The organism is Bacillus sp. UNC437CL72CviS29 (assembly GCF_000482345.1).
Lineage (GTDB): Bacteria > Bacillota > Bacilli > Bacillales > Bacillaceae_G > Bacillus_A > Bacillus_A arachidis.
Genome location: NZ_AXVB01000012.1, coordinates 25409 through 41851, shown reverse-complemented (window position 1 = coordinate 41851; position 16443 = coordinate 25409). Strand labels below are relative to the sequence as shown.

The window sequence follows — 16443 nt, the reverse complement described above, 5'->3', positions numbered from 1 at the left end:
TTGATGCAAGAGTTACTGAAGGGGGGAGAATTGTGGCGTTTATCGTTAAAAAAATTTCATCACAAGAATATGAGAAATTAGAAGTTGCTACATGGCATGTTTCACTCTAGGTTATGATGAATTATAAACAACTTATATATTTAATTTCATTTTGGACAGATTTCATCAACGAGGTGAAGCTGTCTTTTTTCATCGTAAATATGTCAATACCATTAAAGATAAGAAGAGTAGGATCGGTACTTTTCCTTATAGAGTTTAAAAGAAGTGAAGCTGTAAAGATAGTCCACTGCAAATAGTGGAATAAATAAGAAAATAATGAACATGAGAGGGGGCATATTTATGAAATTAACTGAGCGGGAAAAACTCACAAAAAAAATTGAGAATCATCTTCGTATTACAGCACGTCAACTTGTAAAGTTTGATACGGAAGAGGAGACGTTACAATATTTAATTGAATCATTTCGTTCTAAGTTAGCTTGTGATTTAGTTGGTATTATTTTAAAAGAAGGTGAGAACTTAATTCCTAAAGTATGGAGCGGCGGTTCAGATACGTTTGGAGACTCATTCCCAATAAAAATAGATGAATGCTCGCCAAAACTTCTCATTCAGGGTTTAACAATTGAGAAGTCTAATTGGGAAACGAAATGCGAATTGGTTAAATTATTGCAAGCAGAAAAAATACAAACATGGTTTACTGTCCCTTTAAAAGACGAGGAAAATAGTTTTGGATTCTGTATTATCGGTTTTATGAATGCAGTTCCGTTATTTATGGAAATGGACAAGCCATTTGTAGACTTTGGAAAAGATATAGCAGTAGCAATAGCTCTGGCAAAAAGAAAAGAAGCTCAAAAAAAGACCATGTTAGATGTAGAATGGATTAGTAAAAATCTCTTTTCAGATTCATCTATAGAAGAAGTGGTCGAAAAAATAGTAGAGCGTGCAGGGAAAGAGACTAACGCGATGGGTGCATGCATCTATTTGTATCATGAAAAAGAAAATTATTTTTCTTTTCAACCGCCTTCATACGGAGAAATAAATCAATCTAAAAAAATTATTACTGAAAATAATTATATGCTAAAAGAATATTTTCCGTTTTTGGAAGTTACCGGTGGATCTCAATTAACGGTTCCGTTAGTTGTAAATCTTAAAACAATTGGTGTGTTACATGTCGAAACGAAAAGTAAAGGTGTATTCACAAATGAGGATTTAGAAGTCCTTGAATTATTATCTAGTCATGTTGCTGCTATGCTTGAAAACGTTCGTTTATATATGAATGAAAAAGAGCATAAACAGCGGTTACATTCACTATTGGATTTTCAACAGGCACTTGTCAAAGAAACTGTAGATCAAGATGATTTCAATGGCATTACGACAACTTTAAGTAAAACTTTATCAAAATCAGTGGTTGTATTAGATCGATTTTTACGTCCGATTTCGTATCACCTATCTTCTGGAAAGCAAATGGGTATTGAAGAAATAGTTGAATGTGCAATATATCAAATTATTCAAGAGAAAAATAGAGACGCAGAGTTTTCTCTTAAAAATATAAATGAAACGAAGATCGTTTTTTGGCGGATTAGGGGTGGAGGTGATCTATTAGGTTATCTTGTTATTGAACTGTCGAACGATGAAGTTGATGAGTTTCAGCGGATTAGTATTGATTCCGCCTTAAACGTATTTTCAATTCAATTTATAAAGCAAAAACTGGTCTTAGATACAAAAGAACAGGTCAAGGATAGTTTCATCCACAAACTATTAGTTGAAAAAATAGAGGATCGAGAAACCATTTTTCAACATGCTAATGTATTTAACTGGGATTTATTTGATCAGCATCGCATCTCAGCACTTTCTATTACGTTTAATGAAACGGACATAAAACATAGTGATATTCTAAAACAACAAGCGCAAAAATCATTACTGTGGGAACAATTAAAAATGCAGATTTCTATCGTGGACAAAGATATTCTTCTTGCAAATAAAGGAGACGAATATATAATGTTTGTTCCAATAGAAAAAGAAAAAAATAATCCCAAAAATTATTGGTCCAATCTTTATGGAAATATTAAGAGATGGATGGAGATGGAGAAAATGCCCGTTCAAGTTTTCCTAGGTGTAGGTGGGAAAACAAAAGAGTTACAAGATTACTATATTTGTTATCGTCAGGCGATACAAGCTCTTCATGTTGTATCTAATTGTTTTGATAGAGGAGGGGTTGCATTGTTTGATGAACTAGGCGTTTATACCGTATTGCATTATTTAAAAGATTCTTCAGTAGCAACTCTATTTATAAAAAAGCATCTTGGACCGTTATTATATGATTCAGAAGGGAAAAACGCAGATTTGTTTCAAACATTGCGAGTATATCTTCATCATAATGGGAGTCTTAAAGATACGTCTGAGGAGCTTTATATTCATAGGAGTACACTTCAATATCGAATCGAGAAAATAAAAAATTTACTAGAAGTGGATCTTGATTATTCTGAACACAGATTGAATTTAATGATGGCTTTTAAGTTATATGATTTATATTATAAGAATTCCTCCAAAAAGCTGAAAATGTAAATCTTCTTTCCTACTTTGTGTAGGAATTATTTTAAATTATTCTATTTTATAATGAAAATACAGAAAAATTAAAAAATAAGGAGGTAAGTTGATGAGTATATTAACAGTTGGCATAGTCGGTGCTGGCACAATGGGAAGTGGGATTGCCAATTTGGCAGCTATGTCAGGGCTTAACGTCATATTACGAGATGTTGAAGAGAAATATCTTCAACACGCTATAGCTAAAATAGAAAAGTTTATAGACAGAAGTATTTCTAAAGGGAAAATGACAGTAGAGCAAAAGGAAGAAGTAATGGAACGAATTACAGTAACAACAGATCTCGAAGATATGAAAGAAGTTGATATTGTTATTGAGGCTATCATTGAAGATTTAGAACTGAAAAAGGAAGTTTTCTCAAAGTTAGATGAAATTGTTCCTGAAAACGTAGTTCTTGCCACTAATACTTCATCGATGTCCATCACAGCAATTGCTGAAGCGACAAAGAGACCAGAACGTGTTGCTGGTATGCATTTTTTTAATCCGGCACAAATTATGAAACTAGTGGAAGTGGTTCGTGGTTATAAAACAAGTAATGAAACAGTAGAAGAAATTAAAACATTTTCGAAGAAACTGAACAAGGAAACTGTAGAAGTAAAAAAAGATACACCAGGATTTATTGTAAATCGAATTATGATTCCGCAATTTATTGAAGCGATTAAACTTTTAGAAGAGGGAGTTGCATCTCCAGAAGATATTGATAAAGCGGTTACATTAGGCTTGAATTATCCAATGGGTCCATTTGCTTTACAAGATTACGCAGGTGTAGATATCGGTCTCCACGTAATGGATTATTTTTATGAGGAATTCAAAGATAATCGCTTTGCACCCCCTGTACTACTTAAATCGCTTGTAAGAGCTGGAAGATTAGGGAGAAAGACTGGGGCTGGTTTCTACGACTACGACAAATGAATAATTGGGGGGAGTAAAAATGAATTGTGAGTTTTTACAATATGAAATTGAAAATAAAGTAGCGATTGTATATATAAATCGCCCGCCATTCAATCCATTAAACACACACGTATTTAATGAATTGAACTCTTTGATGCATGATCTTGAAGTCAATACCGAAGTACATGCAATCGTACTTACAGGTAGCGGTGAAAAAGCATTTGTGGCAGGTGCGGATATTCATCAAATGTTAGACTTGGATTTAGTTGGAATGATGGAAATGAATACAATTTCAAGAGCGGCTTTTTCTAGTATTGAAAACTTATCAAAACCCGTTATCGCTGCTATTAATGGATTAGCACTTGGTGGAGGGCTTGAATTGGCTTTAACGTGTGATTTACGTATAAGCTCGGACAAAGCTAAATTTGCATTCCCTGAAGTAAACCTTGGCATTATCCCTGGAGGTGGGGGTACGCAGCGTTTACAAAGGTTAGTAGGTCAAGGAGTTGCAAAAGAGTTGTTGTATTTCGGAGAGATGTTTGATGCACAAAGAGCATTAGCAATTCAATTGGTCAACAAAGTTGTACCAGCAGAAGAATTACTATCAACTGCTAGAGAATGGGCTGAAAAGCTGGCACAGAAACCAATTGTTGGTATGCGTATGCTAAAGACCGCTGTTAATACAGGTAGCAACGTTGATCTTGAATCTGCACTAACAATTGAGAGCGCATGTTTTGGAACTGCATTTGTCACAGAAGATCGAAAAGAAGGGATGACAGCCTTTACAGAAAAAAGAAAACCAATCTTTGTAGGGAGATGATTCTTCATGAGTAAGACAGATGTGGTTTTAGTAGAAGGTGCTCGTACACCTTTGGCAGAATTTTGCGGATCGTTTCGAGATGTTTCTGCCATTGATTTGGGAGCGATAGCTTCAAAGGAAGCGATAAAAAAGGCGAATGTCAATCCTGAGGAAATCGACCAAGTAGTGTTCGGAAATGTCCAACAATCCAGCCGTGATGCGCACTATTTGGCTCGACATGTAGGGTTAAAAGCGGGACTCTCTATTCATGTTCCAGCCTTAACTGTCAATCGCTTGTGCGGAAGCGGTCTAGAATCTATTTTAACCGCCGCGCGATATATTCTTACAGGAGAAGCGAACATGGTCTTAGCCGGAGGGGCTGAGAACATGAGTCAAGTTCCTCATGTCATTAGAGGGATGCGATGGGGGAGTCCGTTAGGCTCACCTACTATGGAAGATTGGGTGTGGGACGGTCTTTATGATACTTATGGAGATTGTACTATGGCTGTGACCGCAGAAAATTTAGCGAAAAAATATAAACTTTCTCGTGAAGAAATTGATGAATATGCTTTTTTAAGTCATCAAAAGGCTCTAGCCGCCATGGAGAAGGGATATTTTAAGGAAGAAATCATTCCAGTTACTGTGAAGGATAAAAAGGGATCTAAGATTATTGATACGGATGAACATCCGAGAAACACGAGCATAGAACAACTGAGCAAATTGAAGGCTAGGTTTATTGAAGGAGGGGTTATTACACCGGGGAATGCTAGTGGAATGAATGATGCCGGAGCAGCAGTTGTTTTAGCTTCTGAAGAATATGCAATCAAAAAAGGGTTGAAGCCTCTTGCACGATTGGTTTCTTGGGATGTAGTCGGAGTGGAACCAGAGCTCATGGGGATCGGTCCAGCACCAGCCATCCGAGGCGCCCTGCGGAAGGCCAGTCTAAAATTGGAAGATTTGGACTTGATTGAAATCAATGAAGCCTTTTCTGCGCAATATTTGGCCTGTCAAAAGGAATTAGGATTTAATCCAGAAATTGGAAATGTGAATGGCGGGGCCGTTGCCTTAGGTCATCCTTTGGCAGTTTCGGGAACAAGAATTTCTTTATCTTTAATCTACGAACTTGATCGCAGGGGAAAGAACTATGGAGCATCATCTGTCTGTATCGGTGGAGGTCAAGGGATTGCTGCTATTTGGGAGCGACTGTAAGAAGGGAGGGTGAAAAATGAGCTACAATTTATCATTACCAGAGGTACTTAACCATTCGTCTCAAAAATTCCTAGAGAAAGAGGCGTTATATGATGGATATAGTCGTGTTACGTATGGAGAGTTGAAAAATCATGTTGAATATATAGCGTCAGCATTGTCCCAGCAGGGAATTGCAAAAGGCGACAGAGTGATTGTCTGCTTACCAAATTGGAATGAATTTGTAACGATATATTTTGCTATAGCACGATTAGGGGCTATTCTCATTCCATGTAATACACGTTATCGTACTACAGAGCTAGAATATATAGTAGAGAATTCTCAAGCAAAAGCAGTTTTTCTTATGGAGGATTTTCATCATATTGACCTCTTCAAACCATATTTGAATGGAACAAAAAAGTCTCACGCACTGGAATGCATTTTCACAGTGCGTTTTAAGCAAGATGGATATTATTCTTTTAATGAATTAATTGAGTTAGGACAAAAAACTCCAGCCCCGAAAGTTGTAATTGACCCAAAGGAAGATGTTTTCGCCATTTTATATACATCAGGTACAACCGGTAGACCAAAAGGAACGATGCTCACACATGAAAATGTGGTCTTTACAGCTAAACTATCAGCAGAATGGCTGCGGTGTAGTAGCTGTGATGTATTTTTAATAGCTGTTCCTGTTTTCCATATATTTGGAATGGTACCTGGCATTTTATCAGCTATTTCGTCAGCAGCCAAAATTGTATTTATGGAGAAATACAATGCAGAAAAAGCGTTAAAAATTATAGAACTAGAAAAAATCACAATTCATCATGGTGTTCCTACCATGTTTATTCTCGAGTTAAATCATCCTACCTTTACAAAAGTAGATTTAACATCATTACGTACAGGGATTATTGCATCCGCACCTTGTCCGGAAGAAATAGTCACCAAGATTCGAAGGGTCATGGGATGCGACATTGTCGTATCCTATGGGTTAACCGAAACGTCTGCTGGTTTAACCTTTACTAGTTTTGATGATGATGATTCGATTCGTTCAGAAACGGTCGGGAAGGCAGCGCCTGGTGCAGAAATAAAGATTGTAGATGCAAAGCGAGAGGAAGTAGCATCTGGAGAAGTCGGCGAATTAGTATGCAGAGGCTTTGGGGTTATGAAAGGTTATTACCAAATGCCTGATCAAACAAGAGAAGCTGTTGATAAAGATGGATGGTTTTACACGGGTGATTTAGCGACAAAAGACGAAAGGGGTTACATACGGATAGTCGGGCGAAAAATGGAGATGATCATTCGTGGAGGATATAATATTTATCCTAGAGAAATCGAGGAAGTTTTTTATAAGCACCCTAGTGTGCTCGAAGTAGCTATTATTGGATTACCTGATTCTGTTTTAGGCGAAATTTCTTGCGCCGTGATTAAACTAAAGCCTAATTATGTTGAAGATGAAGGTTCCATGAAGGATTACGTGAAAGATAAAATCGCAAATTATAAAATCCCTGATAGAATCGTCTTTATGGAAGAGTTGCCGATGACAGCAAGTGGAAAAATTAAGAAACTAGTATTACAGGATGTTATTAAAGAGAAGTTATATTCCTCTCTTCAGTAAATCTTGAATATTTTTCTAATTATTAATGAAATGTTTTAATCTGATAGGCTATTTCGTTTATATAAATCTAAGGATTAAATTCTGAATATTCTGCGTTTTGTAAAGGTTAGAATTTATATGAATCAAGTAAAGCCGGCTTAGATTATATCAAACTTTAAAATCATGCCCGCCGGCTCTTTTATGTAGAACTAGGATATTCAAGCTGAAAAACGGTATTGGATCGTTCATGATAACTTCGAAATGTTAAGGAGAGATATATATGAACAGTTATGATGATCAACATTATAAGAGACAAGTATTAGTTATTGGGGCTGGTCCAGTTTGTTTGACAGCGTCTTTGACCCTTCGAAGCTTAGGGTTAGTTGATGATCAATTCTATGTACTGTAATCGGTACATTCTTTTTTAGATGACTAATGTCAGTGTGTTCAATTTTCATCGTTTTTTAACACCTGTAATTTTCGAAAAATATTAAATTGATTTCGGAGGTGTACGTATTGAACGCAATCAACACAACTCAAATTATTGACCGTAGTCGTTTTAGTTCGTTCCATATTTCTTTAGTTTTTTGGTGCTTTCTAATCATTCTTATTGATGGATATGATGCAGTAATATATGGTTCGGTCGTTCCAATTTTAATAGAAGAATGGGCAATGACACCCGTTACAGCAGGTACAATCGGCAGTTATACTGCTGCAGGGACAGCCCTTGGTGCTATATTGTTTGGGTTTTTAGCTGATAAAGTAGGAAGGAAAAAAGTAATTTTATTTTGTACTGCGCTCTTTAGTCTTTTTACGGCTTTAGCAGGGTTTGCCGAAGGACCTTTAGCTTTTACGGTATTACGTATTATAGCTGGATTAGGACTTGGAGGTGTTATGCCTAATGTTATCTCATTAACAACAGAATATGCTCCTAAACGAATAAGGACCGCTATAGTTTCATTTGTCTTTTGTGGTTATTCAGTTGGAGGCATTATAGCAGCGCTATTAAGTAAATCGATGCTGCCTACAATGGGATGGAAGCCGATATTTTGGGTTGCAAGCTTGCCTTTACTGTTACTTCCATTGATAGCTAAAGCAATACCTGAATCAGTAGGCTTTCTTTTGGATAAAAGTAAAGATAAAGAAATAAGTAATATACTTAGTAAATTAGATTCGGAGTACAAAATGAGTGAAAATGTTAAATTTGAAAGACCGCAAGTGAAGGAAAAAGGATCACCTATTGTTAAATTATTTGAAAAAAAGAGGGCTCTTAGTACCATCATGTTCTGGATTTCTTGCTTTAGTTGTTTTGTATTGATCTATACGATGAGTACATGGCTGCCAAAGTTAATGATTCAAGCCGGGTATGATTTAAGTTCAAGTTTAACATTTACGGCAATGATGAATGTCGGTGCAATAATAGGAACCATAATTTTTGGACGGTTAACTGATAAATGGGGATTCAAAAAGGTTATGATACCGCTTTATATTTGCGGAGCACTAGCTCTTTCAGCTATTGGCCTTACAAAGAGCTCATTGGTTGCATATATATTGATCGGTGTTATCGGTGCTGCATCAGTTGGTGTTCAAAATATAGGAAATGCTTTTGTTTCTCAATATTATCCGCCTTCAATGCGCTCAACTGGTATCGGAGCTACTATGGCATTCGGGAGAATTGGAGGTATTGTAGCACCTACATTTGTAGGAGTATTATTAACGATGAATTTACCGGCGAATATGAATTTTATAGTTATTGGAATAGCTGCAATAGTGGGAGCGATAGCTATACTATTTGTTCAAGAACGATACTCCGACTATAAAACTGAAGGCAAGAATGTAGATGTGTCGCAAAAAGATTTAGGAGAAAAAATGTAAAGATGATGGAAGAGTAATAAACATATGAGTTCGCGCAAATCATTTATAAAAATATAGGCTATGTAGGATGATATAGTAAACAATTTCGTTCTCCTCAAAAGCGACACTAAATTTAATAAATACACCAGTGATTATCTACTTTACATTATGTTGTCCCAATAGTGTTACCTCTATTGGGACATTTTATTTTTGTGAAAATGCAATAACGCGAGCAAATGATATGAAGTATTATCAAAAAGGGGCCTATGTGCAGGCTGTATTTTTCTCGTATTAATAGGCTGCTCGTAAAAGCTCAATCGGTTTAACTAATAATCAGTGGGGAATGAAGACCCCTCCACTGATTAGAGTCTCACTTTACCACGCCTTAACAGAGTGAAATAACCTTTTTTACTTAATTTGTTATGACATGAGTATGAACTTTTTATTTAGGGAAGAAATATAACAAATAATAAGTACTCGACTCAGTGAGTTAAACAAAAGGATGTGTCGTGATGAATAAAGAGAAGAAATATACAGTTGTAGGTACTGATATTGATGAAGTGAAACGTTTAAATAAAAATTCCGGACTAACGTATAATCAAGTAAAAGAATTATTAGCAAAGCGAATGAACCGGAGATAAAAAGATTAAATAGAGCCATAAACAATTACGTTTATGGTTTGTTTATGTGTTTTAGAATATCGCCAATGACTAAAAGGATATGCTGATATAAATGTACACCTATAAATAAAAAAATCAGACAATTAAGAAGAAAAAAGTGGATTCTTTCAAACTAGTAAGAAAGAATGTCTTTAGGAGTTCATAAAATATTATAAGATAGTAATGAATAAACGGTCAATATTTTCATAAATATATTGAATTTCTATCTATTGAAGGGGGCGATTAATTTTTAATGATTCAAATGAAAAATTTCTTTCAAAGCAGAGGGTTTCAGAGGCTCCTTGTATTAGTCATTTTAGCCCTTATATTATACGGGCTAAAAAGCATGATTAATTTAATATTGATTACCTTTATCCTTACGTTTCTAATGGATCATTTTCAAAGATTTATTTCTGAAAAGCTTAATCGGTATGTGAAGATAAATAGGAAAGTGATTATCGCTTTTTTATACATTGTTTTAGTAGCGTTTATTATTACTATTGTATATAAATATTTACCTGTATTGACAATACAGATTTCACAATTGATTCACCAGTTTAAGTTGTTTTTTAAAAATCCTCCTGATAATGAAATGATAAGATATGTGTTTACTGCAATTAATCAAATGGAAGTATCGAAGTATATTGAACAAGGTGTGGATGTGATTTATCAATCGTTAGCGAATATCGGAAAGGTAAGTTTACAAATTTTACTTTCTCTTATTTTAAGTTTATTTTTCTTGTTAGAAAAGGAGCGTATTATTGTTTTTACCTCTAAATTTAAAGGGAGTAGGCTGAGTATTTTCTACGAGGAAATTGCATACTTCGGTCAGAAATTTGCTCGTTCATTTGGAAAGGTTATTGAAGCGCAGTTTTTAATAGCTATTGTAAATTGTATTTTATCTGTTATTGCACTTTGGTTTTTAGGATTTCCACAGCTTCTTGTATTAGCAGTTATGATTTTTTTGCTGGGGCTCATTCCTGTTGCAGGTGTTATTATTTCACTATTTCCACTTTGTATCATTGCGTATAATATTGGGGGAATTGCATATGTCGTATACATATTAATTTTTATTACAGTTATTCATGCAATTGAAAGCTACATCTTAAATCCGAAGTTTATGTCTGCGAAAACAAATTTACCTATTTTTTATACATTTATGATTCTTATCTTTTCGGAGCATTTTTTAGGAATATGGGGGCTTATTATTGGGATTCCAATCTTTATCTTTTTACTTGATGTGCTTGAAGTATATGATGGAGAGAAAGCTCATCCACATACAGAATGAATTTTTAAGCTATGCAAAAAGCAATTCAAAATAATTGGATTGCTTTTTGCAAGGTCATAATCAACGTGCATTTTACAGTATAGGAGCCATAGTTTCTTTTAATACTTGAACAGAGTGATCGAACTTTAACTCTTCGTCTTCACTCAAATCAACTTCTAAAATTTCACGAACACCTTGACGATTTAAGACCGCAGGAACACCGATATAAACATCTTTTTGTCCATATTGCCCTTCAAGATATGCAGATACAGTTAATACGCTATTTTCATCATTTAAAATTGCTTTTGTTACGCGTAAAAGTGACATACCGATTCCATAATATGTAGCACCTTTTCGTTCAATGATGTGATAGGCTGCATCGCGAACGTTTATAAAGATTTCATCTAAATCTTTTTGGCTAACTTCATTATCTTTTTCAAGAATCGTTTGTAGTTTTTGGATTCCAATTGATACGTGACTCCAAACAGGAAGCTCTGTATCGCCATGCTCACCAATAATATAAGCATGAATATTGTGAGATCCAATATTAAAATATTCTCCTAGCATATAGCGGAAACGAGCAGAATCTAGAGTTGTACCCGAGCCAATTACTCGTTCTTTCGGTAAGCCAGATTCCTTCCAAGTTACGTAAGTTAAAATATCTACAGGGTTTGTAGCGATTAAGAAAATACCATCAAATCCGCTATCCATAATACTACGAACAATTTGTTTGAAAATTTTAGTGTTTTTTTCAACTAAATCTAAACGTGTTTCACCTGGTTTTTGTGGTAAACCAGCAGTAATTACAACAAGATCTGCATCTTTACAATCTTCATAGCTTCCTTTCCAAACTCTTGTTGGTGCTGGAGCAAAGGGAACTGCATGACTTAAGTCCATTGCTTCTCCTTCTGCTTTTGCTTCGTTTACATCAACGAGAACAAATTCTTCTGCAGCCCCTTGGTTAATCATACAGTAAGCGTAGCTACATCCTACTGCCCCAGTTCCGACTAATACAACACGGTTAATCCCTTTTTTCATATGACAATTCCTCGCAATTTCAATAATTTTTTATATGTAAAAAAATAGGTATTACTATTATAGATTCAAATCTAGTTTATTACATTTCATGAAATATATACAATTATTTCAAAATCTGTTCATATCGGTATTAATTATAAGGAGTGAAACATAAGTATCTTTTAGCTGGGGTCAAAATCCATACTTTTACGGAGGATTTATAGCTCTTGAACTAAGACTAGACATCGACTTATAAATCGCAGTGGCTTGCGTACATTTTATAGGAGAACATACGACGTTAACACACGGTTAAATACCAAGAGCAAGTGGGTTACTTATGAAGTGAATCAACATAATGAGCTTGTTTTGTTTACAAATAGCAGCTGTTTTAATAAAATAATGAATATAAATCGTAATAATTACGCTTTGAAAAATAGAAACGCAGAAATGGATGGTCGGTAATATGAGTAAAGTAGAAATTCATATATTGGGTGGCTTTTTAGGTAGCGGAAAATCAACACTGTTACAAAATTTATTATTAGCAGAAAAAAAGAAAAATCGAAAAGTCGCTGTTTTAATGAATGAAATAGGAGAATACTCGGTAGATACAGATATTATAGGGAAGGAGAATGTTTTAAGAGAACTTCTAAAAGGATGTATTTGTTGTACATTAAAAGATGAGCTTGAGATTCAGTTACATTCTTTATACCAACAAGAAAGGCCGGATGTAATCTATATAGAAACAACAGGAGTTGCTCACCCAATTGAAGTGTTAGATGCATGCCTTTCACCTATTTTAGCTCCTTATCTTGACGTGAGATCCATTGTTGTTGTATTGGATGCACTGAGATGGTTAAAGCGTGATACACTAAGTAAAAATATTCAACAACTTTTACATGAACAAATCAAATACGGAAGTCATATCCTCATTAATAAATTAGATTTATTAAAAGATGAGGAGAAGAAAAAAGTTTTAGAAGAAGTAGCAGCAATAAATAAACATGCGAAATTGTATGAAACGCAGTATTGTAATATATCTTTAGAGGATATAGAGGGTGTGGAACTTACAGAAGATAAAGAACATGAAACATTACATATGAAGCAGCATTTACATATACAAACGATGACATATCAATTTACGAAATTAATTAATCAAGATCAATTATATGAATGGCTTTCCAATTTACCGCAGGAGATTTATCGTGTAAAAGGATTTGTGAAATTTCATGGAGAGAAATATCCGCACTTATTACAATACTCATTTGGTGTACCGATTTTGTTGGAACAGGACTTTGGGTTTCCTACAAACTTGGTGATTATTGGTGAGAGTTTAGATAAGAAACAATTGGCAGAAGAATTAGGTGGATTAGAGAGTAACTCGATTTCATAATTTTTGTTGATATAGAAAAGCAGCGTAGAATTATAGATTCTACGCTGCTTTTGTATGTATAAAAATGATAGTGATTGGAAAGTTAATATTATTTAAAGAAAGCATAACCTTCATATGCTATAACAACTCTACCATTTGGAAGTTAGTTTTTTGTAGGGCTAAAATATTAGAAGAAGAGAACAGTTATTTTAATTTATTTGTTCCAGGAATGATATGTATAATTCATATAATTGTATGAACATTTACAAATGTATTGGAAGGGATTTGGAAATGTCTGGCGAATGTAGAGGTACCTCGAGAAATTTCTATTGACAACATAGTCTACATTATTAATAGCAAAAAGTCATGATTACGGATGGTTACTTTGGCGGATTTGATTCTATCAGAAAGTAAAGTATGGGGAGGATCACAATGTCAGCAAAAAAACGTAAGTGGCTAAAAATGGTGTTTACGGGATGTATTCTTGGTTCATTGTTAGTAACAGCAGGATGTTCAGGGAAAAAAGTAAGTACAGATGATGAGAAGACGATTAAGGTAGGTGTACTAGCTTCGTTAACAGGACCGCTTGAATCATATGGGAAACAAACGGTAAACGGGTTTGAACTAGGACTAGATTATGCAACAGGCGGGACAGGGAAAGTAGAAGGGAAGAAGATTAAGTTTGTTGTAGAAGATACGGAAACAAAAGCGGATGTAGCAGTTAAAAAAGCTACGAAACTATTAGAAGAAGAAAAGGTCGATTTTCTTGTTGGATCTTCGAGTTCAAGTGATACATTAGCAGTGTTACCATTAGCGGAAGAATATGAAAAAATAATGGTTGTTGAACCTGCGGTTGCAGATAGTATTACGGGGAAGAACTGGAATAAATATATTTTTAGAACAGGCAGAAATTCATCTCAAGATGCTATTGCTGGTGCTGCATCCATTGCTAAAAAAGATGTAAAGATTGCAACGTTTGCTCCAGATAACGCGTTTGGTCGTGAAGGAATTGCTGCGTTTAAAGCGGGAGCGAAGAAACTAGGGGCGAATATTGTAAATGAACAATATGCTGATACGAATTCTACTGATTTTACTGCAAATATTCAAAACATCATTAGTTCAAAACCAGATTATTTATTTGTTGTTTGGGCTGGTGCGAATTCACCATGGAAGCAATTAAAAGATATGAATGTAGAAGCACAAGGGATCAAGATTTCAACGGGCGCACCGGATATACCAGCATTAAAGACGATGGACGCATTAGTAGGCATGCAAGGATTTTCAGTGTATTATCATACACTTCCGAAAAATAAAGTAAACGATTGGCTAGTGGAAGAACATAAGAAGCGTTTCAATGGAACAGTTCCAGATTTGTTTACAGCTGGAGGAATGTCAGCTGCAATTTCCATTGTTGAAGGGTTAAAGAAAACAAAAGGAGATACAGATGTTGCTACGCTTATTAGGAAAATGGAAGGAATGGAATTTGAAACACCAAAAGGAAAAATGAAATTTAGAGAGAAAGACCACCAAGCTTTGCAAGCGCTTTATTCTATAACGTTACAAAAACAAGAGGGTATTGATTATCCAGTACCTGTTCTAGAGCGAGAATTAACAATGAAAGAAACCGAACCACCAATGCAAAATGAATAGACTGAATATTTAAAAAGATGTAAGGGGAGGAGGGAATCTCTCTTTACATCAACTTCTCTTTTTTATCCTGAAATATGAATTTTTTGAGGAGGGGATAGAGTGAAGAACTTGTTAGAGACTAGAAATCTTTGTGTCTCATTTGGAGAACATCATGTTATTAAAGACGTAAATTTGATGATACCAAAAGGAAAACTTATTTCTATTATTGGACCTAACGGAGCAGGGAAGACAACTCTATTTAACTTGTTAAGTGGACAAATTCCCCCAACAAAAGGTCAGATTTATTTTAAAGAACGTGACATTACAAAGTTATCGATTCCAGAGCGAACCCGCCTTGGTATGGGACGCTCTTTCCAGCTTACAAATATTTTTCCGGAATTAACAGTGATTGAAAATGTACGCTTAAGTGTACAGTCGTTCGTTCAAGATTATTATAGTTTTTTTCCAAACTTCTCACGATTCAAGCAGCAGACGGGAGAGGCGAGGCGTCTTCTGAAGACAGTATTGCTTCACGAAAAAGAAGAAGTGCTAGCGAAAGATTTAGCACATGGGGAAAAGAGAAAATTAGAATTGGCCATGCTGCTAGCGCTCAGAACAGATGTATTACTACTTGATGAACCAACAGCGGGTATCTCTGTTGAGGAAGTCCCGGCTATTCTTCAAGTGATAGAGAATATAAAGAAAAATCGTGAGAATACAATTGTACTTATTGAACACAAAATGGATATGGTTTTACATGTATCTGATCATTTAATTGTATTATTTCATGGCGAGTTATTGGCCGAAGGGTTACCAGAAGAGATTATGAAGGATGAACGTGTACAAACGGCGTACTTAGGGGGATTATATGGTGACACTATTAAAAGTGGATAATATAGAAACGCATTTGGATCAGTTTCATATTTTGCAAGGTGTTTCTTTTATGGTTGAGAAAGGAACAATTACCGTATTGTTTGGAAGAAATGGCGCTGGAAAAACAACAACTTTACGTTCAATTATGGGGTTTCATCGGATTTCTAATGGAGAAATTTATTATTGTGATGAGAAAGTAAATGGTTTATCTACCCATCTGATTTCGCGAAAAGGAATGGGCTATGTGCCAGAAAATCAAGGGATCTTTCATGATTTAACGGTAGAAGAAACATTTGCCCTTGCGGGAGCGAAGAAAGGGCTAGAGGTCGCAGGGAAAGTAGAATGGATGCTCAATTTATTTCCAGATTTAAAGCAATATTGGAATAAAAAAAGTGGGTTGTTGAGCGGAGGACAAAAGCAAATGCTGGCGATTTCAAGAGCATTCATTAATAGTGATGGATTGCTATTAATTGATGAGCCAAGTAAAGGATTAGCGCCGATTATGATTGAAAAGTTAATGTCGGCAATTTTGAAAATGAAAGAGAAAACAACTGTTTTACTTGTGGAACAAAATTTTATGATGGCAAGCCAGATCGGTGATTATTTTTACATTATGGATAACGGGAGAATTGTTCATAACGGTCCGATGCATGAATTGAAGGAAGATAAGGAAACGTGTCATAAGTATTTAGGGATTTCTTAACATT

At 35.2% G+C, this 16443-nt stretch carries 14 protein-coding genes; 13 read left to right on the top strand and 1 reads right to left on the bottom strand.

Going from position 1 to position 16443, the window contains the following annotated elements:
- Positions 1–339: 339 nt before the first annotated feature.
- The 9 genes from M014_RS0112130 to M014_RS0112090 all read left to right on the top strand — a co-directional run bounded on the left by M014_RS0112130 (position 340) and on the right by M014_RS0112090 (position 10869).
- Positions 340–2562 carry a helix-turn-helix domain-containing protein gene (locus tag M014_RS0112130; protein ID WP_026591975.1) on the top strand — a complete coding sequence of 741 codons (2223 nt, stop codon included), beginning with the start codon at positions 340–342 and terminating at the stop codon, positions 2560–2562.
- Between the two features lie 91 nt (positions 2563–2653).
- Positions 2654–3511, top strand: coding sequence for a 3-hydroxyacyl-CoA dehydrogenase family protein (locus M014_RS0112125; protein WP_026591974.1), 858 nt, complete (start codon positions 2654–2656; stop codon positions 3509–3511).
- A 19-nt stretch (positions 3512–3530) separates the two neighbouring features.
- Complete coding sequence (locus M014_RS0112120; protein WP_026591973.1) at positions 3531–4310, top strand: enoyl-CoA hydratase-related protein; 780 nt, start codon at positions 3531–3533, stop codon at positions 4308–4310.
- Between the two features lie 6 nt (positions 4311–4316).
- Complete coding sequence (locus M014_RS0112115; RefSeq protein WP_026591972.1) at positions 4317–5498, top strand: acetyl-CoA C-acetyltransferase; 1182 nt, start codon at positions 4317–4319, stop codon at positions 5496–5498.
- Positions 5499–5514: 16 nt separating this feature from the next.
- A complete protein-coding gene (locus tag M014_RS0112110; RefSeq protein ID WP_026591971.1) occupies positions 5515–7089 on the top strand; it encodes an AMP-binding protein in 1575 nt (524 codons plus the stop codon).
- A gap of 259 nt (positions 7090–7348) precedes the next feature.
- Complete coding sequence (locus M014_RS30340) at positions 7349–7477, top strand: hypothetical protein (protein ID WP_269321438.1); 129 nt, start codon at positions 7349–7351, stop codon at positions 7475–7477.
- Positions 7478–7584: 107 nt separating this feature from the next.
- Positions 7585–8943 (top strand): MFS transporter, encoded by a 1359-nt coding sequence (locus tag M014_RS0112100; protein ID WP_026591970.1) that lies wholly within the window; start codon positions 7585–7587, stop codon positions 8941–8943.
- A gap of 491 nt (positions 8944–9434) precedes the next feature.
- Positions 9435–9563: a hypothetical protein gene (locus M014_RS30335; protein WP_026591969.1), complete on the top strand. Its 129-nt coding sequence runs from the start codon at positions 9435–9437 to the stop codon at positions 9561–9563.
- Between the two features lie 271 nt (positions 9564–9834).
- Complete coding sequence (locus M014_RS0112090) at positions 9835–10869, top strand: AI-2E family transporter (protein ID WP_026591968.1); 1035 nt, start codon at positions 9835–9837, stop codon at positions 10867–10869.
- A gap of 72 nt (positions 10870–10941) precedes the next feature.
- Here M014_RS0112090 and M014_RS0112085 read toward each other — a convergent pair whose 3' ends face one another.
- A complete protein-coding gene (locus M014_RS0112085) occupies positions 10942–11886 on the bottom strand; it encodes an L-lactate dehydrogenase (protein ID WP_026591967.1) in 945 nt (314 codons plus the stop codon).
- A 442-nt stretch (positions 11887–12328) separates the two neighbouring features.
- Between M014_RS0112085 and M014_RS0112080 the strand changes: the two genes are divergently transcribed.
- The 4 genes from M014_RS0112080 to M014_RS0112065 all read left to right on the top strand — a co-directional run bounded on the left by M014_RS0112080 (position 12329) and on the right by M014_RS0112065 (position 16439).
- Positions 12329–13255: a CobW family GTP-binding protein gene (locus M014_RS0112080; protein ID WP_035414962.1), complete on the top strand. Its 927-nt coding sequence runs from the start codon at positions 12329–12331 to the stop codon at positions 13253–13255.
- Positions 13256–13666: 411 nt separating this feature from the next.
- Positions 13667–14884, top strand: coding sequence for a substrate-binding domain-containing protein (locus M014_RS0112075; RefSeq protein WP_026591965.1), 1218 nt, complete (start codon positions 13667–13669; stop codon positions 14882–14884).
- 99 nt (positions 14885–14983) lie between these two features.
- A complete protein-coding gene (locus M014_RS0112070) occupies positions 14984–15757 on the top strand; it encodes an ABC transporter ATP-binding protein (protein ID WP_026591964.1) in 774 nt (257 codons plus the stop codon).
- Positions 15735–16439: a branched-chain amino acid ABC transporter ATP-binding protein gene (locus M014_RS0112065; protein ID WP_026591963.1), complete on the top strand. Its 705-nt coding sequence runs from the start codon at positions 15735–15737 to the stop codon at positions 16437–16439. Before M014_RS0112070 ends, M014_RS0112065 begins: the two co-directional genes overlap by 23 nt.
- Positions 16440–16443: the final 4 nt, after the last annotated feature.